This window comes from Algoriphagus alkaliphilus (genome assembly GCF_900103735.1).
GTDB classification, from domain to species: Bacteria; Bacteroidota; Bacteroidia; order Cytophagales; family Cyclobacteriaceae; genus Algoriphagus; species Algoriphagus alkaliphilus.
Window position 1 is genome coordinate 17309 of the sequence record NZ_FMXE01000009.1, and the last position, 22140, is coordinate 39448.

The following is a 22140-nucleotide window of genomic DNA, read 5'->3' on the forward strand; positions in this document are numbered from 1 at the left end:
CCCCTAAAAAATCTCAACAAAAACAATTTTCAAATCCCCATGGGGTCATTTATCACCTTAATACACTCTTTAATTTAGAGCACCGAAATAAGGAAATATAAGGATAGGTGTTTAATTCAATAAATAATATTCATACGCAAGTTGGGTTATATGTTAATTGATAAAACCAGCCAGGACTCCTGACTGGTTTTGTTTTTGAATTTTTCTGCCAAAATATATTTAAGTCCAATTCATTTCTTTCTAAGATAGGCTAACCTTATAAGCCTACAACCCATTCTGGCATTTGGCTCCGAATTTAAAACTCAAAATCGCAACTCATTTCCTCCATTCCGATCGGTGCGCCGTCAGGGACACTCAGCGTTTGCTGTGGGTTCAGCTCCTCCGGCAATTTCAAATAAGCCTGAATTTTATCATTCAGATAGGCCCGGTGTGCCTTCAGGTTTCCGCTGTTTCCTGCCATGGCTCCGATTTTTCCGAGGTGCATGCGGGTGATAGCCCTCACAGTCTGAGAAGCATTCGGATTTTTAGAGAGCGCAACCAAATGGTCCACCAGCTTGGCTTCCGTCATCAGTTTGATCTCATCTTTCAAACCTCCTGGCATAGTAGCCGAAAAAACCTGTGCAGTCACCTGATTGAGTAAAGTCTCGAATCCTGGTAGGGATTTGTCCTGCAAGTTTTGCAGGTAAACCCGGTTGATTCGTCCACTTTCAAACAGGAAACTGAAGGTTACATCTACAATATTTTCTGCAGGAGCGATGGGATCAAAAGTAGGTCCGGTACGGGAAGGGAAGGTCTCACGATTCCTTGTATACCCATAAGGTCTTGGAGGAATCAATGCCAACACATGAGCGGGAACCTCAAGCTGATTGCTGGAAATTGTAGCCAATAGTGCAGAAAGTGCTTCATTTTGATCTTTTGCGGATATCCATTTTTGATTTGTCTGATTGTCACCTTTGATTTTATAAGTATAATCCAAGCCGCCGATCAACTTGCTTGTGGCCTCCAGTTGGTAGCGATGCATCAGATAAAGCGGCACAAACACTTCCTCAAGAATCGCCTGCGGCTCTCCGGTACGGATGGCATTGAGTCCAAAGGATTTCATGCGGTTTTCTCGCAACTTGAGCATTCGCATCAGTTCTCCCGGGGCTGAGGCTCCGTTGTCCCAGAGGTGGGAGCGGGGATGTACGCCGCTCGGATTTCTGGAATCCGAATCGGTGATAAACTCAAAGCCTGCGGCGTAGGTGTCTGTCAATGTTTTCTCCAAAAATTCTTCTTCGCTCTGCCCTGGAGCAGGATTTCCATAGCCGTATTTGATCGCCCATTTGTCCCATTCTCCGATTTTCAGGTCATAGGCTTGACTGAAGTCCAGCTCGCCGTTTGCCCCTTCGGTAATTACAGGATGCGGATAGTCCATCACGGACGCCCGATTGGTTGGCGAGGTGGCATAGCTGTGTGCCACACCGATGGTATGCCCTATCTCATGGGCAGAAAGTTGTTTTAATCGATCCAATGCCATTTGCATCATGCGGGGATCAACAGGCTTCCCTTCTTCAAAGGGCTGAAGCAAACCCTGAGCAATTAAATAATCTTGCCTTACCCGCAATGAGCCCAAGGACACGTGTCCTTTCAAAATCTCGCCTGTCCGAGGGTCTCTGACGCTTGACCCGTAAGACCAGCCTCGGGTAGAGCGGTGCACCCACTGAATGACATTGTATCTCACATCCAGCAAGTCCAAGCCTTCGGGGGCTAGTTCTACCCGGAAAGCATTTTTGAAACCGGCAGCTTCAAAAGCCTGCGCCCACCAGTTTCCTCCTTCGATCAGAGCAGAAGCCACAGGCTCCGGTGTTCCGCGATCCAGGTAATAGACGATCGGTTCTACCACCTCTGAAACTGCCGCGGCAGGATCTTTCTTTTCCAGTCGGTGGCGGGAAATAAATCGTTTCACCAATGGCTCGTCGATTGGAGTGGTGTAATCTTGATAGCTGATAAAGAAAAATCCAGCCCTTGGGTCAAATTTCCGCCTGGCATAGAGTTCAGGAAGTGCGATAAACGAATGTCTCATCCGGACTGTGACCGCCTCAGGAGTTGGGGTAACCGATCTTAAATACCCACCTGCGCCAGTTCCGGTCAGGGTGATGGTAGCTTCCACTTCGGTGTTTTGAGGGAAGTTTTTGATCATTTGGAAATACAGACCGCTTCGGGCAGCATCTACTCGATAGGCCCCTTGTCTTGACTGGGACAGGGTTTCAGAAACCCCGTGTGCATCTTGCAGGTAGAAGTTGGTCGCATCTACAATCAGCTTTTCTCCTTCTTTCTGGACGATTTCAAAGCCCCAAAGGACTGATTCTGCAAAAGCATCCTGGATGGACTTTGCCTCATAGGGATTGTCAGTGTAGGCTCTGAAACCGTAGTTTTTGTGTACTAAGAGGATTTTACTGCCTGTTCGGCGGAATTCGACCACGCGATCATCGCCCAATTGACCTCTATCCAGACCGATATCATTGGAGCCTACTCCGGCAGCCAAGGCATTGACATAGAGGAATTCCTTGTCGAGGCTGGAGATTTCAAGGTAAATTTTACCTTTTTCCTCATCAAGGTAAAAAGGCACAAATCCGTCTTTTTTGCTCATTTTGCTCAGATCAAGGTTTTGAGAAAACCCTGTAAACGACAAAAGCATTAAAAAACTCAGAAGGTAAAGTGGTTTTTTCATAGATAATTTGCTTTGTCCCAAATTATCAAAAAGCCAAGGGACTCCATCACCATTAATGGAAAATCACCGAAGAAAATATCGGATCATCAGGGAGGTGTCCGTTTGATTTGGGCCATCGATAGCCTGAAGGCCGCTACTGATCACCTCCCGGTCGGTATAGCTGGTTCGGGAAAACCTGAAATAGGCAGTTAGCTTTGAATTTAATTGATATTGACCCAGCAGGTAGTACCGCATTCCCTGCCCAAAAAATGCCGGTATGGAAAAAGTCCACAGGACATTGTTTTCAAAAGCATACAGCCTGTTGTCATAAGTTTCAGCATCGAAAAGTGCAATTCTTCCTGTCAGTCGCCAGCGGTTTTGTCCGTATTGCACATCCTGCAAAACCATCCATCCATAGGTGGGATTTTCCCCGATTTTCAGCCTGCTCGTGAGGATTCTCGATCTGAGGAAGAAGTCCTTGGTGACATGGGTTTCCAGACTGAGCAAACCGTTGATTTTATTGACGGGATGTACCAGGTAGGGGAGGGAAGGTTCGCCCGAGTCAGGGAGATTTCTGTCCTTTTGCTCTTCCCGGATTTGGATGAATGCAATCAGGTTCCGGGTGGGTTGGTAGCTTAAGCGCGCAAGCCATTCGTAGCCTTTGGAAGGGGCATAAACGCGATAGCGAAGCCAGGGGAAATTGAAATAATCATAGTACGCATTGATTTTCCAGCGTTTTTCTGGTCTTATCTGAATTCCCAGATATACACCCTGCTCATTGATTGGCCGGGTGTTTTCAGAAAATCCTGAGGAATAGAAGCTGTGGAAATCTTTGTCATACTTTCTCCAAAGCAGGGAAAAATCTACCTGTTTGCTCAGGCTGCTTACGAATCCCAAAACAGTTCCTGTACCTCCGCTTTGGGAAATGGCAGATTCCCCAAAAAGGAAGAAGTTTTTCCAATTGTAATTGAAATAAAAGCTGGAGACCAAGTTGCTTTGTCCTGCAAATTCAAAGCGATTGTAGAGCTGTGGGGTTCTGACCCAAGGCCGGTCAAATCTTGTGAATAAGGAATTTGCACCCAATTGAAATCTTCCGGAGGGGTGAGAAAATTGTGCATTTCCGCCCAGATTGGTTTCCTGAAACTGATTTTTTGTGGACAGTTCACTTGGAGTTCTGTGAAGGCCGGACTGGTTAAATGAGCTGATGAAGATTCTGGAAGATTCCAAACTGTCAAGGGTAGCTGAGATTCTCCCATCCCTAGCGGCATGAGAAGTGATCAGGGTACCTTGCCAATTTCTAAACTGCCTGGTAACTCCTATTCCTCTGAAAAAACCGAATTCCAAGGCAGCGGTGTATGGCAAAATCCCGATGCTGCTTCGCCTGACTGTGGGTACTGTTTCCGCTCCTTTTCCAAGCGAATATCCTGCACCAAAGATCAATCCCTGACCAAAAGATGCCTGATAATCACCCAGCGAAATGGTTTTCCATTTGCCGACATAGTACCGTGTAAAGTGAGCGGAGAGAAAATTAAATCCATAGCGAGCCGTTTTTCTGTCCCAGATGAATTGCTCACCAGCATCTTTTTCCAAGGTGACTCCCATACTGAAGTCTCGTGCATGCTGAATTCTAAACCTTAGGTATATCGTATTCGGATCGCCAAGGTATCTGCTTGAAACAATTCCGTTTCTGCTGGTATCGGCAGGGGTATATCCTCTTCGGGTCTGCCAAGTTCGCTGATGGCGAAAAAGGAGATAGGCTTGTTCCTCCTCCTTGACACGATCCCAGAATTTTTTACTTCTCAGGCCTGAGCCTCCCAAGGTGATGAAAGGGATCAGACTTTCGATGGTTTGAAGGTCAAACTCCGGCACTGCTTGAAGTTCATAGAGCGAAAGCAAAGGGCCAAATGTATTTCTGTAATTGATCAGGCTGCTGACTTGCAAAGTGCTGAGCAGATAAGTGGATTGTAGGACTTCTGCATCTGCCTTATTGATATCAATTGGATTGAGGTAAAGCTGGAATAGGGCCTCATAGATTGATTCATAGTCTATTTCCTCATCCTGAACAGGAAAAAGCCGTTCCATGAAGGACTCTAAGTCAATGGGTTGTTTTGGTGGACTTTGTGCGCTCGTTGCAAAAGTCACTAAATAAAAGACCAAAAAAACGCAGATTGACTTCATCATTACTTAAGTTTCATCACCAAACTCAAATGATGGGTTCTTCCCAATGCCGTATTTTGGCCGTAGGAATAGTCAAATCCGAAATGATCTTTTCTTATTCCCAAACCGAAGTTCATTCGGGCAGGATTGCTGCTGATCCCTGTCCTCAGATGAACCCAATTTCTAAGCTGATATTCTAATCCTGTTTTGAATACCGGATTCAATGCAATGTCTTTTTCGATCTCAGCGATAATCCTAACTGTTTCAGTGGGTAAATAGCAAAACCCCATCTGGACGGCTGTCGGTAACCTTTGCTCATTATTTTGGCTGAGTTTGGCTCTGTTTAGATTGGAAAAGTTGGCCCCAAGGAAAAACTTTGGGCCAAGTTCTGCCACACCTCCAAAGGAAAAAATGAAGGCATTTCCAGTCCCGAATCCTTCTATCTGGGTTTGAAACCAATCCGCTTTGGCTCCTAAACTTACTATCCCCAGGGTATTGGAGAAGCCGACTCCCAAAAGTTGTTGGTTGAAAAGCTTACCTCCAAATCTGGAAATGCCGAGTCCTATTGTCCCGAATTCATTTTTCCAGCCCAATGCCAAATCAACCGTGTTTAGGTCAGAAATCCCAAAGCGGGAATCAAATCCAGCGGAAACCTGAGTTTCCCGGATCCGATCCAATGCACCGATATTATTGAAATAGGTCCAAGCATCGGGTAGGAAGATTTTTGTATTGCCCATACCTTGGCTGCGGGCGCCATGAGCCTGTGTGAGTGGATCAGACTGGGCTTTTAAATCGCCAACAGCCCAAATCCAGAAGCACAAAAAAAGGAATTGCTTCATCGGGTTCGGAAAAAATATGAACCTAATTTAGTTAAAAATCGAAATTAAGAAAAGTAAATCTCTGAAAATCAGAACGGAGCCCGGAAATTGAAGAACAGGTTTCCTTCGCCTTGATTATTCAGGGAGTATTCGAATCGAAATACAGCATCATAAACACCAACGATATCCAATCCTAAACCATAGCCAAACAGGTATTTGTTGGTCAATCTCAAATTCTCGGGGATATTATTTCGATCAGTCACCGTGCCGTGATCGAAATTGCCACTTAGGTAAAATTTAAAAGGTATTGTGCTGAATTGCTCAAAAGGCATGTAGCTTGAAATATCAAATGATAGATCCAGTAGCTTGTATCGAAGACTGTTTTTGTGAACATAGAGTTGCTGTCCTTCTATGACATTCAGTTCATATCCGCGAATAAAGTTTGGTGCGTATCCGATTCCACGAATCAAGGGGTAAGGTTGGTTAGGACTGAGGTACCATACGCCGGTCAATCCTGTGGCCAAATGGAATCTGTCATTGATTTGAAAATATTTATTTGCGATAAAATTCAATTCTACCTCATCGATATCCTGAGAATTTATCACCCCATATTTGGTGGCAGTCAATTGAAGAAACTCCCCCTGAGTTGCATAGGCTATATTATCCCGTTTGTCGTGACGAAATGAATACTGAAGAAAAGGATAACTCAGGGTGTTATTTTCTCCTGATAAGTAATTTGGATTTTCGATCAAAACATCAGGATTGACCCATGTTCTGCTAAACCCTAAGGTTAGAAAATGAAAATTGTAAAACGTTCTTCTATAGGTGTACCTCAATGCCGTGAAGAAAGTTTTTCTCAATACATCCTCGGTATCATTGGTGTAAAATACCTGCTTGTTGTTTGCTGATCTTATGGGAATTGTCTTTTGATCTGCGTAAGTCATCTGAAAAGCAAGACCCTGTTTTTGCTTCTTGTCAATGTAGGGTTTGGTATAGACCAGGTCCAATTCTTTTGTGAAGCCAAGCTGCCCGGAGAACCGAAGCTTTTCATTTCTGCCGCCTACGTTGCTATGGTTGATTTTCAATCCGTAATTTACCCGTGAAAAATCTCTTCCCTGATTAGTCCACCATTCCGAGAAATTCCTGTCTGCAAGTTGGAAAATGACCGATGGAATTACATACCAGCGCTCTTTTACAGAAATGAGGATCTCGACTTCTTCATCTTCGGTGAAAAGTGGGGTGATTTCCACTTCTGTAAACAGCCGAAGGTTATAGATTTTTTGTTGGTCAGCCTTGATGATTCCCATGAATGTCTCCCAGTCGTAGAAGAAATCGGTGGTAAAATCAAGCTCTCGAAGAATGATGCTTTTTTGGGTTTTTATATTTCCGATAATGAAAATATTATTCACTTTTACCCGCTCGGGAATAGGTGGGTTGACAGGCTCTAAAGTAGTGTCTTGCGCCTTGATCTTACTGAGGCCCATCAGCAAAAAGATAACCGAAAGGGTAAGTAAATTTCTCAAAATGGGAATCAAAGAAATTGTGTTTGAAATCGAGCCTGCCTTGGGTAGACTGGTCTGGCCCATTGGACACACAGCGGGGTGATTATTAACCAGGCAAGATTCACCCCGATAGCTATCGAGATGGCTGCTGCAAAACAATTTATAATCATTTGAATTTTTTGGTTGCAACTTGCGTACGTAACTTAAACGGTTTCTTGAATGGTAAAAACATACTTGAGAAAGATAGCCATATTTCCAGTCTTGGTTTATCAATATGTGATCTCTCCGCTGTTTCCGGCTAGTTGTCGCTATACTCCGACCTGTAGTCAATACATGAAAAAAGCGATTCTGAAGCACGGTGTTTTCAAAGGAATCTTCCTGGGATTTAAGCGGATCGGGCGGTGCCATCCATGGGGAGGGCATGGTCATGATCCGGTTCCTTAAATTTTTTCGGCCTTAATCCCATTTTTTAGAACTCTTCCTACTAAAATTATTCCAATTAGCACTAAGGGAATACTTAACAGTTGTCCCATATTGAATTGCATAGATTGCTCAAAGTCTACCTGTACCTCCTTTAGAAATTCCCATACGAATCGCATACCGAATACTGAGATAAGGAACAGCCCCAACAGTAAACCTTCCGGTAATCTGGACTTGTATTTTGCCCAAAGTGCAAGCAAGATTAAGAAAATCACAAAATAAGATAGTGCTTCGTAGATCTGCGTCGGATATTTGGTTCTGCCAAAAGTCTTCACGGTAACCAAATAGCTGTTTGGCTGTTCAATAATTTCGAAGTTCAAAGGACTTTCTACAGGTTCGGCCAGGTATTCTTTGGATGATCTAAACTGCGTCAGTGCATATTTGATGTCCCGTTCGAGGATTGCAGAAAGGTCTTCTTTTGAAAAATTTCCCTTATTGATCTTCAATTCAAAATTCACAGGAACTATGCCCGTCCCCTGAAGTTCGTCAGATCGGTCTTCGGGCTTATACGCTTCAATTGATTCAAAAGGGACTTTGAGTGTTTCCAGGATTTCCTCAGCATCTCTTGCAAAGACAAATCCGCTGTCTCTTCCGGTATCTTTTCCTCCGATTTCAGAGTTCATCAAATTGCCGAATCGAATCAATGCTCCGGTCAGAGCCGTGACAATCACGATACGATCCACTACCCAAAGATAACTCTGTCCCTGTGTTCGTTTGGAATATATCCAAAGTGCAAAAAGAATGGCAATGGCAGCCCCATGAGAGGCCAAGCCACCTTCCCATACCTTTAGGATATCGATGGGGTTACTCAGATACTTTTCTGGCTCATAAAATAGAACATGGCCTAATCGTGCCCCAATTATTGTCGCCAATACCATGTATATGGTCAATTTGTCCACAAGGGTTTCGTCTTGTCCCTCTTTTCTGAAAAAATACACCATGAATTGCTGCGAGATGATAAAGCCCATTGCAAAAAGCAAACCGTACCATCTCAAGCGCTCAAAGCCAGAAAAAACAGCCTGATTAGGATCCCATACAACGTAATTAAGCAAAGATTCAAGCATAATGTCAGATTAGATTTGGTCTAATAATTCGAGTTCTTCAGCAAAGCCACCGGAAAGAATCGGAAAGCGATACCAGGTTTTAGGGTCAACGTTGAATTCATCAAGGTGAAATGAGGGAGCCAATCGCTCGCGTTTCCATTGATTTCTGGACCAAAGTCGGAAGAATTTTTTGATATAATCCTTCAATACGGTTTGATCAAGTCCAAGTTCATCATTTAGTAACAGGAAAATATCCATTGGAGATCTTTTGTCCCGAATGGCCAAGCGCTCTATTTCTACAATAATAGCATAAGGCATCAAGTCTTTTTCATCCGTTTGGGTTCGTTCCAAGGGGCGGAGTTCGGCTGTAGGAGTCAGGGAATTTACATACGAAAGACCTGGTCGATCCAGATTTTTTTCGGCCCATTGTAACCATTGCTGGATGAAGTGCTTGTCCACGGCGGCAATCGGGGAAATACTTCCACTGGTATCTCCGTCCATGGTGGTGTAGCCGACATCTCCTTCACTGCGATTGGAAGTGGAAATCAAAAGCGCATTCTTCAAATTGGCAAGCATCCAAATAATTGGAGATCGGGCCCGTGCCTGAATATTCTGTAAGGCAATATCGTCCTGTTCCCAAGTCAGTTTTCTTCCGATGGCGGTTTCTATTTTGGCGGTGTAGGAGTGAACCTCCTCATCGATAGTCCAGAAATGAAATACTGCGCCCAAGCTTTCTGCAAGTGATTTGGCTGACTGATACGTTTCCGCAGATGAATTTTTTGTCCCCTGATAAGCGGTGGTCAGAAGTCTTCCGACGAGTTCTTTCTCCGGATTGTCGGATTTTGGAGAAAAGGATAGCTCCAGTTTTTTCACAAACTCATTCAACCCCAATTCTTTGATTCCCCTTCGAACCATTTCCGCGACTAAAACAGCGATCGTTGAGGAATCTGCACCTCCGGAGAGCGACAATACAAATCCGTTACTTTTACTTTTTCGCAAATAATCAAATAATCCCAAGGCAGAAGCCTGAACAAACTCCCATTCTTTTGGATGGATAGGTGCGATATTCTGAGCTTTATCTTCCAATTCAAAGTGAAAAACCTGAAAATCCCGGAAGGAGAGTAACTGGTTTCTGCCGACTGTTTTTCCGGATTTTGTCAAAAGAATTTCCCCGTCAAATATCATTCTACCAGCTTCATTACCCAGCAAATTGACATAGCAATAGTAGCAATTGAAGATTTCAGAGCTGTATTCGAATAGCTCTTTTCTTTCTGCAGTTTTTCCCATTGCAAAATGTGAGGCGCTTGGATTGAAGATCAAATCTACTTTCCGATCCCGAAGTCGGTATCCGGGACGGACTTTTCCTCTCCAGGCATCTTCGCAGATTTCAAATCCATATTGAATTCCCCTGTGATGAAAAGTGAGATCCCCAAGGGGGATGTTTTTTCCTTCAAATTCAAAATCTATGACCTGATTTGCTTCCCAGGGAGTGAACCACCGAAATTCATAATGTACGCCATCAATGGCCATAAATTGCTTTGCTACAAAGCCTTTCAATTCCGCGTTTTCGATAACAGCGACGGTATTGTAAACTTTGTCCTGAATCCTGACCGGTAGTCCGACTGCCACGGTAATGTCTTGGCAGAATGGAATCAATTTTCCGAGTTGGGCTAAGGCTTTTTGAGGATACCAATAGCTTAAAAATAGATCCTCGGATCCGTAACCGGTAATTGCCAATTCGGGAAAGCATAGAATATCTACACGTTCAGATTTTGCCTCTTGGATAGCTTGCAGGATCCTATCCAAATTACCTTTCCAGTCGAGTGGAGTTTGATTGACGGTAGCTCCTGCTAGTTTGATTGCAGCCATAGATTTAACGAAGTTGATAAAAATGTAGGTCTAAACGGCAATGTTCAGGATATCACAGGCATTTTTTGAAGCTTCCTGTTCGGCTTTCTTCTTTGTACTTCCTTTTCCCTGTGCAATAGACTCCCCGTCGACATTCAGTTCCACAACAAATTCTTTATAGCGTTGGTTACCGTTGATTTGCAAAACTTTGTAGTCTACCGTTTTGGATTCTTTTTGGGACCATTCGATAATTTTACTCTTGTAATTGGTTACAGTACTGATCATTCCATCCAGATCCATGTGAAGCAATATTCGCTGGAGGATAAATTTTTGTGTGAATTTGTATCCTCTGTCAAGGTATACTGCTCCGAGGAATGCCTCAAGGATATCTCCAAAAAGGGATTTGTTTCCTGTGAATTGTCTATTACTGACAATTTGCTCCAAGGTTTTCTTGAGCCCTATTTTTATTCCTATTTCGTTGAGTGTTTCCCGGTTTACAAGTTTGGATCGGGTTTCGGTGAGGAATCCTTCGTCTCGATAGGGGAATTTTTTGAAAATATGCTCGGCAATTACCGAACCCAAAACAGCATCTCCCAGGAACTCCAGTCGCTCATTGGATTTTTTAAACCCCGAGGACGTTTCTTCGCCGAGACCTGAGGGAGTAAGTGCTAGACGATAAAGGGACAAATTTAAAGGCTTGCGTCCAATGATCATTTTGATCGAGGATGCAAGCCTTTTGTCTTTTGAGTTAAAGAATAGAGTGTGGATTCCGAGCTTCTGGAAAATTTTCACTCTGATCGGTTGTATTTTTTAAATATGACGGAACAGTTGTGACCGCCAAATCCAAAGGTATTACTCAGCGCATAATTGATTTCTCTTGCCTGCGCTTTGTTAAACGTTAAATTAAGTCTAGGATCAAACGCTTCATCGTCAGTAAAGTGATTGATCGTAGGAGGAACGAGACTATGATTGATTGCAAAGATTGAGGCTATTGCTTCAATTGCCCCTGCTGCACCCAGCAGGTGTCCAGTCATCGATTTTGTACTGCTGATATTCAATTTATAAGCGTGCTCTCCAAAAACCTTTTGGATTGCTTTGGTCTCTCCTACATCTCCCAGTGGGGTAGAGGTGCCATGTACATTGATATAATCAATGTCTTCCGGATTAAGACCAGCATCTTCCAAAGCAATTTTCATCACGCTACTTGCACCTAAGCCTTCGGGATGCGGCGCAGTAATATGATAGGCATCTGCAGTCATCCCTCCGCCTACAAGCTCGGCATAGATTTTTGCTCCGCGTGCTTTTGCATGCTCCAACTCTTCAAGGATCAATGCCCCTGCACCTTCGCCAAGTACAAAACCATCCCGGTCTTTGTCAAAAGGTCTGGATGCTGTAGTAGGGGAGTCATTTCGCTGGGATAGTGCTTTCATTGCGTTAAATCCACCAATTCCTGCCTCAGACACAGCAGCTTCAGATCCGCCACTTAAAAACAAGTCGGCTTTTCCAAGTCGGATGTAATTGAAAGCATCAATAAGTGCATTGGTAGCCGAAGCACAGGCTGATACAGTTACGAAGTTTGGACCTCTGAATCCATATTTGATAGAAATGAAACCTGCCGATATATCAGCGATCATCTTGGGAATGAAAAAGGGATTGAACCTTGGTGTTCCGTCTCCTCTGGCAAAATCAGTCACCTCTTCTTGGAAGGTTCTGAGTCCACCTATTCCCGATCCCCAGATTACACCCGCTCTTGACAAGTCAATGGATTCGAGATCAAGTCCCGAGTCCACGATCGCTTGATCGGCAGTAATCATGGCATACTGGGTGAAAGCATCCATTTTTCTAGCCTCTTTTCTGTCCATAAACTGATCCAGATCGAGGTTTTTGACCTCGCAGGCAAATTGAGTCTTGAAAAGTGAAGCGTCGAAGCGAGTGATAGGCGCAGCACCACTCACACCATTAGCCAGACCCTTCCAGAATTCTCCGGGGGTGTTACCTATGGGGGTGAGTGCGCCTAAACCCGTTACAACAACTCTTTTTAAATTCATATAATGAATTCAGCAGTACTTATTTTACGTTTGCCTCAAGGTAGGTAATAGCCTGACCTACAGTGCCAATTTGCTCGGCTTGGTCGTCAGGAATAGAGATATTGAATTCTTTTTCGAATTCCATAATCAATTCAACAGTATCTAGAGAGTCAGCACCAAGGTCATTGGTGAAGCTTGCTTCCATAGTCACTTCAGACTCTTCTACGCCAAGTTTGTCAACAATGATGGCTTTTACTTTTTGTGCAATTTCAGACATTTTGTGATCAGTTTAGTTATTAACACTCCGCAAAGAAATATATTTAAAACCTAATTGACAAAGAAAAGACCGAAGTTAATTTTTATGCAATTTGTCTGATCGCATGGGTCAATTTAAATTTCTACCTTTGTTTCGACCACCTTTCTTCCTCCATGAAGAAGACCAAATTATACATAGAACCTACTTTTGAATTTGAACTTTTAGGGCTCGTTTCGCCTGTCAAAGACTATAAAATGGCTTGGTTGATCAATCGGGAACTGGATATTGATTTGGTCAAATCAGATGACCTTCAAATTGAATTTCTGTCCTCACCTAGGCTGGAAATCTCCCAATATTTACTTTCTTTACCGCATGGTTTTATCCAACTTTTAAAAAATAAAGCACTTAATACATCCCAGCAATTGGCGTATTTGATACCAGAATTGCGAAATTTGGATTACTTCCTCTTGGTACAAGACCAAACACAACAAACCAGTATTAGTATATTTGTCGATCAACTTGCTAAAAACCCCTTTATTCAAAGTGTGGTCCGGCTGGACATTTCAAAAATTAAATCAAAAGAAAACCTATTAACATATTAAAATCCAATGAGCCACCTCCCGTTTAAAAAAACAAAAATACTAGCCACCATCGGTCCGGCATCCAATAATTACGAAACGATTAAAAGTTTGGCTGCTGCCGGTGCAAATGTTTTTCGATTGAATTTTTCGCATGGAACACACGAAATTCATCAGGAAGTCATACAGATTATTCGAAGAATTAATAAAGAACTGGATTGTAATCTCGGGATACTTCAGGATCTACAAGGGCCTAAAATCCGTGTAGGGGAGGTCGAAAATAATGGAGTGGAACTAAAGGCTGGAGAACTGTTAACTATCACTAATGAACCTGTGATTGGAAGTGCTTCGCTGGTGAGCACAGTTTACCAGAATCTTCCCCAGGATGTAATTCCCGGCGACAGAATCCTCATCGACGATGGTAATCTGGAAGTAATAGTAAACAGTACAGATGGCAAAAATGTGAATACCACGGTAATTCACGGAGGGATCTTGAAATCCAGAAAAGGCATCAATCTTCCCAATACCAAAGTTTCTGCACCTTCCCTGACTGAAAAGGATATCGAAGATCTTGAATTTGGTCTGTCTCAGGATGTAGATTGGATCGCACTGTCTTTTGTAAGATCAGCAGAGGATATTTTGGATCTAAGAGAACGGATTATTGCAGCCGGAAAAAATTGTAAAATCGTCGCTAAAATCGAAAAGCCTGAAGCCCTTGAAAATATTGATTCAATTATTGCAGCCACGGATGCAATAATGGTCGCCAGAGGTGATTTGGGTGTAGAAGTACCCATGGAAATCGTTCCCCTTTGGCAGAAAAAAATGGTTGAGAAATGTAAGATTGCCTGTAAACCGGTGATCATTGCTACCCAAATGATGGAAAGTATGATCCAAAACCCTCGACCAACCCGCGCCGAAACCAACGATGTCGCCAATGCAGTATTGGATGGCGCGGATGCCGTGATGCTTTCCGCTGAAACTGCTTCAGGAAAATATCCAGTCAATGCCGTCAAAGCGATGACCAGCATCATTACATACCTGGAAGAGAATGCAGACATTTACCATAACCTGTATAAAATTCAAGATGACGACTTAACATTCCACAGCAATAACCTGATCCTAATGGCCTCGAGATTGTCCAGAAATGTGAAGGCCAAGGCAATTGTTGGAATTACTTCTTCGGGATTTACCGGGCTTAGATTGGCATCCCACCGACCTTCGGCCAATATTTTTGTTTTTACCAGAAATAAGAAACTCCTTACCCAACTCTCATTGGTTTGGGGTGTGCGTGCTTATTATTATGAAAGTCAGGTATCTACTGACGCGACTTTCACTGATATAGAAAATACATTACAAAAAGACGGTCATGTGAAGTCAGGTGATGTAATCATCAACACCGCCAGTATGCCGCTGAAAGAAAAGGGAAAAACCAATATGCTTAAAATTCACTTGGTTGAGTGAGGTTAAAGGCAAAAACAGGAATTTAGTTTCCTGATTTTAGATCAATTCAAAGGATGAATTTAACAGTTCATCCTTTTTTTTATACAGTTGAGCGGTTATGAGTAGACCTGTTGATTTGACTTTGGTTATAAAATCAAAAAAACCAAATCAAACTATGAAAAAACTATTTAATTACTTGCTTATGGGATCGCTGTTTTTTTCGATCTTGTCGTGTAGTGATGATTATCAGGGACCAATCCCCTTTCCTACACTTATCGAAGCTGCAAATGAAGCAGGATTAACAACGCTTGTAGCCAGCGTCCGTGCTTTTCCGGGTTTAGAAGCAACGCTTCAAGACCAAGCTGCCATTACAGTATTTGCGCCAACCAATGACGCTTTTGCAAATGCTTTGCGCACTTTTGGTGCAACTGATCTTAACGATTTGGTGGTAAAACTAGGAGGATCTCAAAATTTGCAGACTGTTCTTGGGTTTCATGTCGTTCCTGCCGTAGCGTTTTCAAGAAATTTGAATGAAGTAAACATTTTTACAACTCTTGCTGGTCAGCAGTTAAGAGTAAATTCTACTCCAGGCGCAGTAACAGTAACTGACGCAGCTGGTAACGTGGCCCGAGTTATTCAGGCGGATGTTCAGATAGAGAATGGTGTGGTACACGTGATCGATCGTGTATTGATTCCTTCCATTGAATTGCCAAAGCCAAATTTGGTAGAGGCGGCAACTAAGGCAGGATTAACTACACTGCTAACAGCAGTGACCGCTGTTCCGGGTTTACCAAGTGCATTGTTAAGTGCGCAGGCTATCACGGTCTTTGCACCAACCAACGAAGCATTTGCAGCTGCGCTAGCAGTATTTAGGGCAAAAGACTTAAATGAATTGGTAATCAAAATCGGTGGACCTGCCAACCTTGAAAAAGTATTGGGATTTCACGTGGTGCCTGCGGTTGCTTTCTCTGCTAACCTGGCAGCCACAAATTCCTTTACTACGTTATCTGGACAAACTATCATTGTTGAGAAAACAGGATCAACCGTATCCGTAAAAGATCAATTAGGTAGAGTAGCTCAAGTCGTGGCCGCTGATATTGCTATTGCAAACGGTGTCGTCCATGTGATTAATGGAGTAATGTTGCCTGATTTGAAGCTTCCGACTGTAGTAGAGGCTGCTACAGCTGCAGGATTGACAACATTATTAAATGCGGTGACAGCTGCCGGTTTGGGTAACACACTACTCAATGCTAACGCAATCACTGTTTTTGCACCTAGCAACGCTGCTTTTACTGCGCTGCTGAGTAGCCTTGGCTTCAGTTCACTTGATGCTATGGTGAGTGCGCTGGGTTTACCTGCTGTTACCAAGGTTCTTGGGTTTCACGTCGTTCCTGCTACCGCTTTCTCCTTTGATTTGGCTTCAGGTTCGCAGATGGTTCCTACTTTGGCTGGAGAGATGCTCACAGTAACTCGCAGTGGTAACAATATAACCGTCACTGATAAAGCAGGGAAAACCTACAATGTTGTGGTAGCCGATGTTGCTATAAAAAATGGCGTTGTTCATGTGATTGATGGTGTTCTATTGCCTACCCTTTAAAAAACTAATGGATTAAAAGAGGAACAGAATTTTTCTGTTCCTCTATTTTTTTTAAAAGGAGAAACGAAGATTAAAGCAAGCGCGAGGAGGGGAAATATGTTTAGTCATCGCTACAGTCATTGGTTTGCCGGAATCTTGGGCAGCTATTCTTTTCTGAATATATATTTCCTTGATGGTGACCGGCTGTTTGCGGTTGCTATTGAGCCATTAGCTTTGTTTATTCTGATTTTGGCTTTGACTTTTTCGGTTTGGGGCCTCAATCGACTAATCGAAAAAAGGATTGTCGGCCATGATTTGTCCATGCACCCTTTAATTTTTCAATTCGGGACCAGCGTAGTGGGGGTATTGGTTTTATCATTTATTTCCTCCCATGCTACGGGCTTAATTTTGAGCGGACCGTACTCATTTCCCTGGCAGAGGAGATTGACTTTCTAAAAAAATATCTGGAATTGCTTACCATCCGTTTTGAAGACTCCCTGAGATTTTCATTGGACTTGAAAAATCCGAGTTTTGAAAAACTGATCCCTCCAGCGATGCTCAAACTTTTGGTAGAAAATGTGGTGAAGCACAATTTTTTCACCAAAAAGAAGCCAATTGAAGTTTCCATTACTTCTGACGGGTTTTTCTGAAAATTCATAATAAAAAACAACCAAAAACAGTGATTGATTTTTCTTCGGGCATTGGCCTTCAAAACATATCAGATAGATATAAGTTTCTAAACAGTAGTATCCGAATTGAAGATGAACCGAGTCATTTTCTGGTCGAACTGCCACTGATCGATGACAAAACACTTACTTTTAGTCGAAGACGAGCCACTAGCGCAAGTACGAATTAGCACGATTATACGGAAGCATCGTCCTGATTGGGTGGTCGCAGATACGGTTCAAAGTATCTCTGAGCTGGAACAAGCTCTGAAAAACCAAGCTATTTTTGACCTCATTCTTTGTGATATCCATCTGGCTGATGGGCTGAGCTTTAGGGCTTTTCAAAACAAAAAAATTAAGATCCCGATAATTTTTATTACAGCGTATGATGAATATGCATTGCAGTCTTTTGAGCATAACTGCATCGATTATGTCCTGAAACCAATACAGGAAGAGCGCTTGGTCAAAGCTTTTGAGAAAGTGGAAAGTTTAATTCAAAGTCCCGTGTCAGAGGGGTTTTCATCTGAATTTGTTGATAAATTTATCCAGCGTTACACCCAAAAAACATTCAAAAGACGCTTTTTAACTAAAATTGGAACAAAGCTATCTTTTACTTCGGTGGAAGAGATAGCGTTTTTTTATTCGGAAGGAGGGATCACCTTTTTGGTTACTTCAAATTCTTCCCAGAAATTTATGACAGATCATAGTCTCAATGAACTTGAAACTGAACTTTTGAATCCAAATAAATTTTACCGAATCAATAGATCCTTCATTATTAATTTAGACAATCTGTTGGAAATGAAACCTTATCATAATGGCCGGCTGGTGCTATCTTTGAATGCGAAAAGTGAAGAGGTAATTGTCGTGGCAAGAGAGCGGGTTAACGAATTCAAATCTTGGATCGATCAATAAAATGAATAAAGTATTTTTTTTAATCCTTTTTTTTGGACTTTTACTCAATTAAATGGCTTTTCGCAAACCAAAGATCAAGCATCCTTTGATTCGCTTAAACGAGTACTAGTTCAAGTAGATCAAGAATTGTATGCTGTACAGCTCAACTTGCATCAAGCTTAAAATCAACTCCAAACCGGTATTTTGGTCGCAACTCTCGCCTACACTGTAACTATCATCGGAGGTCAATTGCTAGGCACAAAACCTGAATTGGGAGAGACTTTGCTTTATGTGGGTGGCGCAACTGGTATTGTAGGAACAGTGATTCTGTTCAAGGGATTTAAAAAAATCAATCTTGGGCCTCCGGTTTCCCGGAGTCGCTAGCTTTTATTTCCGGGCTGCAGTTTCTTCATCCGGACCAATTGGAGTCACCATCACCACTTTTTCACGATCAACCATCACGGAACCGGGAGCGGCACCTTTCACTTTTCTTACAAATTTTGCCTCGGTGTAAATTACAGGTGCAAATGATTCTGTTTTGAACTTAGAGTAAAAAGCAGCCAAGCCTGCGGCGCGTTCCAAAACAGTATTGGGCAATGCCGACATCCCTTTCATCCGGATCACCACATGAGAACCGGGAACCTGACGGGCGTGAAGCCAAAGATCATCCTTGTGAATAAATCCCCGAAGCATTTCATCGTTGTCCTTTGCTGACTTACCAACCCAAATCGTAAAACCTTCAAATTCAAAAACCTTGAATGGTAATCCGCTTACTTCTTTAGTGATTGCCTTGTCCTCCTTGTTGGTTTTTTGATAGGTTTTGAGTCCTTTATGCCCGGTGATTTCTTCGATAGATTGGATTTTTTGTTCTAGTTCAATTCTGAGATTTACTTTTGAGGCGATTGTTTTTTCGATTTGATCCAATTCGATTTGCCGGTTTTTGGATTTTCGGTAAAGTGATTCTGCAAGGAGTTGAGGCTTTTGATTGGGCTTAAGGATGACTTTTGCCGGATTTCCTGTGTAGAAATCCAAAAGCTCAGCTTCAGTTTTCCCATTTTGGAATTCATGCAAGTTTGCCATGATCACATCGGCGAGTTGACTGGGTGGGGCTGCATTTTTGAGTTCCTCCAGTTTTGAGGCTGACTTTTGTATGTAAGAAACCGTCTTTTTGAGTTGCTCCTGATAGCTTTTCAGAAGGGCGTTTTTTTCCTTGTCAAAATTCCCTTTGACCAAAGCCAAATAGAACAACTCATTTGATGCCGCAATTGGATCCGATAGCGTTTTTAGGGGGGCAGCTTCAGGCAGTAAACTCAGCTGCACTGTTCCCTGCTTTTCGACCAAGGAAAACAGTGGCGTGTCCAAAATATCGAGAAGATCCTGCATCAGGGGCCATTTTTCCTCAATTTCAGCCTCCGGGTATCCCCGTTCTTTCAGCCAAGCCCGTGGAATTGTGCCCAAGGTCGGGAGAAATTGAGATGCATTTCCTGCGAGTTCGACAAAGTGTTCGCGACTCAGATCGAGTGGTTTTTCAAGACTTTTCCAATCCAATTCTTTGTCTTCCCGGATTTCATTTCTAAAAAGAAGGCTCGGTGTGGCTTCTTCTTTTTGGTACAAAAGCACATTACTTCGATTACCATGAAGCTTGAAAACCAATTTTTTCCCCGACTCCAAGTCAAAATAAAAAGCCCGCTCAAATCTGAAAACGGCACACTTCAGGATGGAATCACCAATTAATTCCTGAAATAAATTGATTGTATTTCGCTTTGCTCGGTGGTATTGCTCAGGAAAACTGAGGTAAACCTGTGGTGGAAGGAGATGGGCGCGGATATAGCGAATGGCAGATTTTCCTTCCGTCTCGATGATGAGCTCATCTTTGCTTTGAGAAAAGCAGGAGATGATTTTTTGACCGGTATAAGCTTCTTCTAAAGCGGGGGCCAAGTACTTCAGAAAATGGTAATTGAGGTGCATTACTCCAAAGTTAACTCCAAGCCGTCGTAGGCCAAGGCAATTCCGGCGGGTAATTCCCTGTCGACTTGCTCATGAAGACCAAGACGATGGGCGATATGGGTGAAGTAGGTTTGTTTGGCACCGATTTTCCGCGCCATGTGTACCGCCTCATCCAGGGTAAAGTGAGAAATGTGAGATTCTTTTTGAAGGGCATTCAATACAAGGATTTCTGTCCCTTCCAATAGCTTCAGAGATTCATCCGGAATGAAATTAGCATCGGTGATGTAGCTGAAGTCCCCAAATCGGAATCCTAAAACAGGGAGCTTGTAATGGAGAACAGGAATAGGAATCACGGGAAGACCATCGACTCGGAAGGGATTTTCGGTGATTTCAATTGCTTGTACTTGAGGTACGCCGGGATATTTTTTGTCGCTGAAGATGTATGAAAACTCCCTTCGAATCTGATCTAAAACCTGTTTTTGCCCAAAAATCGGTATGTCCATTTTCTGGGAAAAATTGAATGGTCGGATATCATCAAGCCCGGCAGTGTGATCTTTGTGTTCGTGAGTGTAGATGACTGCATCCAGTCTTTTTACTCCTGCGCGTAGCATTTGCATTCTGAAGTCCGGGCCAGTATCCACAACCACTGAAACCCCATTCGCCTCCAAATGTATTGAAGTGCGGAATCGTTTATTTCTGAAATCCAATGATTTGCAAACCTGACAATCACATCCGATTACAGGGACGCCCTGGGAGGTTCCGGTTCCAAGAAAAGTTACTTTCAAAATTTTAAGGTAGTTTGGCGGAGCTCGTTAAGGAAATCCTGATTTGATTTTTCTTTGAAATCCTTCGGGTCGAGATTAAGTTCGTTGATGATTTCGATCAAGGCATTTATTTTTCCTTCTATCGGAAAGTACTTATTGATGATGACGATTTTGGTTTCTTTCAGGACACAATAGCCGGATTTAAAGTTTCCTTTTTCATACCTCAAAATATATTCTGAGGCTGCAAAAAGGTTTTCCATTTTGTCCAAAAAATGCTTCGTGTACTTGATGACCATCAGCTCAGAATTTTTTTGACTGTTGCCAGCACTTTGTCGTAGTCAAGTGGTTTTTGGATGAAATCATCAAATCCCAACCTCCGAAATTCCTCAGGGGTGTAATTGTGAATATTCCCGCTGATGGCGATGATGGGTAGCTTACTTACAGCTGGATTTGAATGGCTGCGAATCAGTCGTGTGCATTCTACACCGTCCATGACGGGCATGCTGATATCCATAAGGATTAAGTCAAATGGCTCTTTTTCCAGAAACTCCAGCACTTGTTTTCCATTTCTGGCAGCCTTCATTTGATAATTTTCGAAAGCCAGCACATTTTTGGTCAAGTTGATAATGATGGAACTGTCCTCGCCTACAAGAATTTTTTTGGATTCGCTCATAAGTCAAAAATAGTTGCTTGATTTAAGAATTTACGAAATTCCCCGATTTCATTTCTCAGATTTTTTAATTCTTCTCCGAAAAGGGTGAAATTTTCTTTTTTGCCATAATCCTCAGCTTTTGTGGCTGAATTATATATTTTCATTGCGCCCAGCGTTCCTGAATTTCCTTTGATCTCATGGATTTTTATAATCAATTCTGAGGATAAGCCATCGGGATAATGCAAATCGATGAGGGCTTCTGTTTCCGCGCATTCATTCAAAAATTCATCAAATATCTTTTTGATCACCGATTTGGAACTGTACTTCAATAGGTGGTTTAGTACATTTTCGTCAAGAGTTGCCGAAATTTCACCTGTAATTTCAGATGCTGGAGTACTGTTTTTTGGATTTCCATTTAGATACTGTTGGACTAAGGACAGAAATTCTTTTGGCCGGATCGGTTTTGTGATGAATTCATCAAATCCTTGTTCTAAAAAGTGATTTCTGTCAGATTCCTCTGCAAAGGCCGTCACCGCAAAAATCGGACAGCTTAAATTTCTGCCTTGGCGGATTACCTTCATAGCGGTGAATCCATCCATTTTAGGCATCTGAATGTCCATTAAGATGAGGTCAAAAGTGGACACTTCTGCCAATTCAACCGCTTCGAGACCATTTTTTGCGGATTCAAATAAGAAACGTTGACCGATCAGATTCTCAAAAAGTTTCCTGTTCAGGTCATTATCATCTACGATTAATACCATTTTGCTTTTCATTGTATTCCTTAAGACTTTTGTTTGACCTTAATAT

At 42.6% G+C, this 22140-nt stretch carries 21 protein-coding genes; 7 read left to right on the forward strand and 14 right to left on the reverse strand.

The window, feature by feature from the left end:
• Positions 1-295 precede the first annotated feature (295 nt).
• The 4 genes from BLQ81_RS07635 to BLQ81_RS07650 form a co-directional block, all read right to left on the reverse strand.
• Complete coding sequence (locus tag BLQ81_RS07635; RefSeq protein WP_092729366.1) at positions 296-2710, reverse strand: zinc-dependent metalloprotease; 2415 nt, start codon at positions 2708-2710, stop codon at positions 296-298.
• Between the two features lie 63 nt (positions 2711-2773).
• Positions 2774-4867: a ComEA family DNA-binding protein gene (locus BLQ81_RS07640; RefSeq protein WP_245693207.1), complete on the reverse strand. Its 2094-nt coding sequence runs from the start codon at positions 4865-4867 to the stop codon at positions 2774-2776.
• Positions 4868-4869: 2 nt separating this feature from the next.
• Positions 4870-5685 carry a PorV/PorQ family protein gene (locus BLQ81_RS07645; RefSeq protein WP_092729368.1) on the reverse strand — a complete coding sequence of 272 codons (816 nt, stop codon included), beginning with the start codon at positions 5683-5685 and terminating at the stop codon, positions 4870-4872.
• A gap of 68 nt (positions 5686-5753) precedes the next feature.
• A complete protein-coding gene (locus BLQ81_RS07650; RefSeq protein ID WP_092729505.1) occupies positions 5754-7148 on the reverse strand; it encodes a BamA/TamA family outer membrane protein in 1395 nt (464 codons plus the stop codon).
• 237 nt (positions 7149-7385) lie between these two features.
• On the opposite strand from BLQ81_RS07650, the gene yidD reads away from it, so the two are divergent.
• A complete protein-coding gene (yidD, locus tag BLQ81_RS07655; protein WP_092729369.1) occupies positions 7386-7610 on the forward strand; it encodes a membrane protein insertion efficiency factor YidD in 225 nt (74 codons plus the stop codon).
• Here the strand turns inward: yidD and BLQ81_RS07660 are convergent.
• From BLQ81_RS07660 to BLQ81_RS07680, 5 genes are all read right to left on the reverse strand, one after another.
• A complete protein-coding gene (locus BLQ81_RS07660; protein ID WP_092729370.1) occupies positions 7607-8710 on the reverse strand; it encodes a prolipoprotein diacylglyceryl transferase in 1104 nt (367 codons plus the stop codon). The two genes, yidD and BLQ81_RS07660, sit on opposite strands and share 4 nt — an antisense overlap.
• A 9-nt stretch (positions 8711-8719) precedes the next feature.
• On the reverse strand, positions 8720-10558 hold the full coding sequence (nadE, locus tag BLQ81_RS07665) for an NAD(+) synthase (protein ID WP_092729371.1): 1839 nt from the start codon (positions 10556-10558) through the stop codon (positions 8720-8722).
• 30 nt (positions 10559-10588) lie between these two features.
• Positions 10589-11251, reverse strand: coding sequence for a ribonuclease III (rnc, locus tag BLQ81_RS07670; RefSeq protein WP_092729506.1), 663 nt, complete (start codon positions 11249-11251; stop codon positions 10589-10591).
• Positions 11252-11325: 74 nt separating this feature from the next.
• Positions 11326-12585: a beta-ketoacyl-ACP synthase II gene (gene fabF / locus BLQ81_RS07675; RefSeq protein ID WP_092729372.1), complete on the reverse strand. Its 1260-nt coding sequence runs from the start codon at positions 12583-12585 to the stop codon at positions 11326-11328.
• Positions 12586-12604: 19 nt separating this feature from the next.
• Positions 12605-12841 (reverse strand): acyl carrier protein, encoded by a 237-nt coding sequence (locus tag BLQ81_RS07680; RefSeq protein WP_026950184.1) that lies wholly within the window; start codon positions 12839-12841, stop codon positions 12605-12607.
• A 152-nt stretch (positions 12842-12993) separates the two neighbouring features.
• Between BLQ81_RS07680 and BLQ81_RS07685 the strand changes: the two genes are divergently transcribed.
• The 6 genes from BLQ81_RS07685 (at position 12994) to BLQ81_RS07715 (ending at position 18354) form a co-directional block, all read left to right on the forward strand.
• Complete coding sequence (locus tag BLQ81_RS07685) at positions 12994-13422, forward strand: IPExxxVDY family protein (RefSeq protein ID WP_092729373.1); 429 nt, start codon at positions 12994-12996, stop codon at positions 13420-13422.
• A gap of 6 nt (positions 13423-13428) precedes the next feature.
• Entirely contained in the window at positions 13429-14859 is a 1431-nt protein-coding gene (gene pyk, locus BLQ81_RS07690) for a pyruvate kinase (RefSeq protein WP_092729374.1), read from the forward strand.
• 154 nt (positions 14860-15013) lie between these two features.
• The gene (locus tag BLQ81_RS07695) at positions 15014-16435 is read left to right on the forward strand and encodes a fasciclin domain-containing protein (RefSeq protein WP_092729507.1); all 1422 of its coding nucleotides are present in this window, start codon (positions 15014-15016) and stop codon (positions 16433-16435) included.
• A gap of 449 nt (positions 16436-16884) precedes the next feature.
• Positions 16885-17064, forward strand: coding sequence for a hypothetical protein (locus BLQ81_RS07705; protein WP_092729376.1), 180 nt, complete (start codon positions 16885-16887; stop codon positions 17062-17064).
• A gap of 150 nt (positions 17065-17214) precedes the next feature.
• Entirely contained in the window at positions 17215-17991 is a 777-nt protein-coding gene (locus BLQ81_RS07710) for a LytR/AlgR family response regulator transcription factor (RefSeq protein ID WP_092729377.1), read from the forward strand.
• Between the two features lie 183 nt (positions 17992-18174).
• Positions 18175-18354, forward strand: a complete 180-nt coding sequence (locus BLQ81_RS07715) for a hypothetical protein (RefSeq protein ID WP_092729378.1) — start codon at positions 18175-18177, stop codon at positions 18352-18354.
• A gap of 3 nt (positions 18355-18357) precedes the next feature.
• Here BLQ81_RS07715 and BLQ81_RS07720 read toward each other — a convergent pair whose 3' ends face one another.
• The 5 genes from BLQ81_RS07720 to BLQ81_RS07740 are packed head-to-tail and all read right to left on the reverse strand — an operon-like array spanning position 18358 to position 22106.
• Positions 18358-19938 (reverse strand): NFACT RNA binding domain-containing protein, encoded by a 1581-nt coding sequence (locus BLQ81_RS07720; protein WP_092729379.1) that lies wholly within the window; start codon positions 19936-19938, stop codon positions 18358-18360.
• The gene (locus tag BLQ81_RS07725; protein WP_092729380.1) at positions 19938-20702 is read right to left on the reverse strand and encodes an MBL fold metallo-hydrolase; all 765 of its coding nucleotides are present in this window, start codon (positions 20700-20702) and stop codon (positions 19938-19940) included. Before BLQ81_RS07725 ends, BLQ81_RS07720 begins: the two co-directional genes overlap by 1 nt.
• Positions 20699-20977 (reverse strand): hypothetical protein, encoded by a 279-nt coding sequence (locus tag BLQ81_RS07730; protein ID WP_092729381.1) that lies wholly within the window; start codon positions 20975-20977, stop codon positions 20699-20701. Before BLQ81_RS07730 ends, BLQ81_RS07725 begins: the two co-directional genes overlap by 4 nt.
• Positions 20977-21354, reverse strand: a complete 378-nt coding sequence (locus BLQ81_RS07735) for a response regulator (RefSeq protein ID WP_092729382.1) — start codon at positions 21352-21354, stop codon at positions 20977-20979. The genes BLQ81_RS07730 and BLQ81_RS07735 overlap by 1 nt, the downstream gene beginning before the upstream one ends.
• Positions 21351-22106 (reverse strand): response regulator, encoded by a 756-nt coding sequence (locus BLQ81_RS07740; RefSeq protein WP_092729383.1) that lies wholly within the window; start codon positions 22104-22106, stop codon positions 21351-21353. The genes BLQ81_RS07735 and BLQ81_RS07740 overlap by 4 nt, the downstream gene beginning before the upstream one ends.
• Positions 22107-22140 lie beyond the last annotated feature (34 nt).

Excerpts from the sequence above, each read along its gene's own strand:
- nadE (WP_092729371.1), bottom strand. The coding sequence starts at position 10,558 with ATGGCTGCAATCAAACTAGCAGGAGCTACCGTCAATCAAACTCCACTC.
- fabF (WP_092729372.1), bottom strand. The coding sequence starts at position 12,585 with ATGAATTTAAAAAGAGTTGTTGTAACGGGTTTAGGCGCACTCACCCCC.
- yidD (WP_092729369.1), top strand. The coding sequence starts at position 7,386 with ATGGTAAAAACATACTTGAGAAAGATAGCCATATTTCCAGTCTTGGTT.
- BLQ81_RS07650 (WP_092729505.1), bottom strand. The coding sequence starts at position 7,148 with ATGGGCCTCAGTAAGATCAAGGCGCAAGACACTACTTTAGAGCCTGTC.
- BLQ81_RS07730 (WP_092729381.1), bottom strand. The coding sequence starts at position 20,977 with ATGGTCATCAAGTACACGAAGCATTTTTTGGACAAAATGGAAAACCTT.
- BLQ81_RS07735 (WP_092729382.1), bottom strand. The coding sequence starts at position 21,354 with ATGAGCGAATCCAAAAAAATTCTTGTAGGCGAGGACAGTTCCATCATT.
- BLQ81_RS07635 (WP_092729366.1), bottom strand. The coding sequence starts at position 2,710 with ATGAAAAAACCACTTTACCTTCTGAGTTTTTTAATGCTTTTGTCGTTT.
- BLQ81_RS07685 (WP_092729373.1), top strand. The coding sequence starts at position 12,994 with ATGAAGAAGACCAAATTATACATAGAACCTACTTTTGAATTTGAACTT.
- BLQ81_RS07720 (WP_092729379.1), bottom strand. The coding sequence starts at position 19,938 with ATGCACCTCAATTACCATTTTCTGAAGTACTTGGCCCCCGCTTTAGAA.
- BLQ81_RS07680 (WP_026950184.1), bottom strand. The coding sequence starts at position 12,841 with ATGTCTGAAATTGCACAAAAAGTAAAAGCCATCATTGTTGACAAACTT.
- rnc (WP_092729506.1), bottom strand. The coding sequence starts at position 11,251 with ATGATCATTGGACGCAAGCCTTTAAATTTGTCCCTTTATCGTCTAGCA.
- BLQ81_RS07660 (WP_092729370.1), bottom strand. The coding sequence starts at position 8,710 with ATGCTTGAATCTTTGCTTAATTACGTTGTATGGGATCCTAATCAGGCT.
- BLQ81_RS07710 (WP_092729377.1), top strand. The coding sequence starts at position 17,215 with ATGACAAAACACTTACTTTTAGTCGAAGACGAGCCACTAGCGCAAGTA.
- BLQ81_RS07740 (WP_092729383.1), bottom strand. The coding sequence starts at position 22,106 with ATGAAAAGCAAAATGGTATTAATCGTAGATGATAATGACCTGAACAGG.
- BLQ81_RS07640 (WP_245693207.1), bottom strand. The coding sequence starts at position 4,867 with ATGAAGTCAATCTGCGTTTTTTTGGTCTTTTATTTAGTGACTTTTGCA.
- BLQ81_RS07645 (WP_092729368.1), bottom strand. The coding sequence starts at position 5,685 with ATGAAGCAATTCCTTTTTTTGTGCTTCTGGATTTGGGCTGTTGGCGAT.
- pyk (WP_092729374.1), top strand. The coding sequence starts at position 13,429 with ATGAGCCACCTCCCGTTTAAAAAAACAAAAATACTAGCCACCATCGGT.
- BLQ81_RS07695 (WP_092729507.1), top strand. The coding sequence starts at position 15,014 with ATGAAAAAACTATTTAATTACTTGCTTATGGGATCGCTGTTTTTTTCG.